General features: G+C 58.3%; 1 protein-coding gene. It reads right to left on the reverse strand.

Translation table 11 applies throughout. The annotated features are described in order from the left end of the window. Nucleotides 1-815: phage major capsid protein (locus ACX3P1_RS28215; protein WP_459083119.1), on the reverse strand; the 815-nt coding region annotated here is incomplete at its 3' end. Between the last annotated feature and the right edge of the window lie 125 nt (nt 816-940).

Here is a 940-nt window from a genome sequence, read left to right on the forward strand (position 1 = left end):
CCAGCCTGCCAAAGCAGATTGCCATCACTGTCGCGAAGGCCGCGCACAACGCGCATGGTCTTGCGGTTCATGAGCCAAGAGCCGTTAAGGGCGTAGGCGCTCTTGATGCCGTAAAGCACGTCGAGCAAGGCGTCGGTCGTGATCGCGTCGGCCTCGATTTCCTCGACTTCCGTCGAGGTCAAAACGCCTTCGGCCTGTGTCGTGCCGTTGCCGGTCACAAACCACTGGGATTCCAGCGTGGCGAATTCGCTGACGATATGGTTCTGAAGCCATGCGACAAGATCAATCGCGCTGTCCTCCAGCGTCGTGCGCGAAACCGGCGTCTGCGAACCCATGGCAAACGGCTTGATATCGATCTGCTCGAAGGTCGGTTCGGACTCTGGCTTGGCCGCGATTTCGGTTACGCTGCCGGGAACGACGCGAGTAACCAGCCGGGGAATCTGCAACAGCGCGCCGCCGACAGGAACGACATTGGCAAGCTGGCGAATTGGCGACTGAAGGCGAATCTTTTCCAAGATGCTCGCCGAGAATTCATCCGGTGCAAGTGCGCCGCCGGTGCCGGGCGCTGCAATCGTGAGCGCCTTCTTTTCGAGCATCGTCTGGCGAAGCGATTCACCGAACGCCTTTAGCTCAAGGTTATCGTTTTCGCCTGCCGGATGATTGTTGTTGGCGGCAACCGGGCGGTTCGCCTTGGCCTCAAGCTTGTCGATCCGCGCCTTGTCGGCGTTGATCTGGGCCTTGAGGGCATCAAATGCCTTCTGTTCGATCACCGGGTCGGCTTTGACTTCCGGTGCATTCTCAAGTTCGTTTTCCATAGGGTTTTCCTTGTTAATGGATTTGACGATGGTTACGCGCGCGCCGGCATTGACCGGCCTCTTGCAAAGCGAAATTTCGTTGACGGTTAGATCGGTGAATTCACGCCCGCCATCGGATCGCCGAT

This window comes from Mesorhizobium sp. A623, assembly GCF_054489405.1.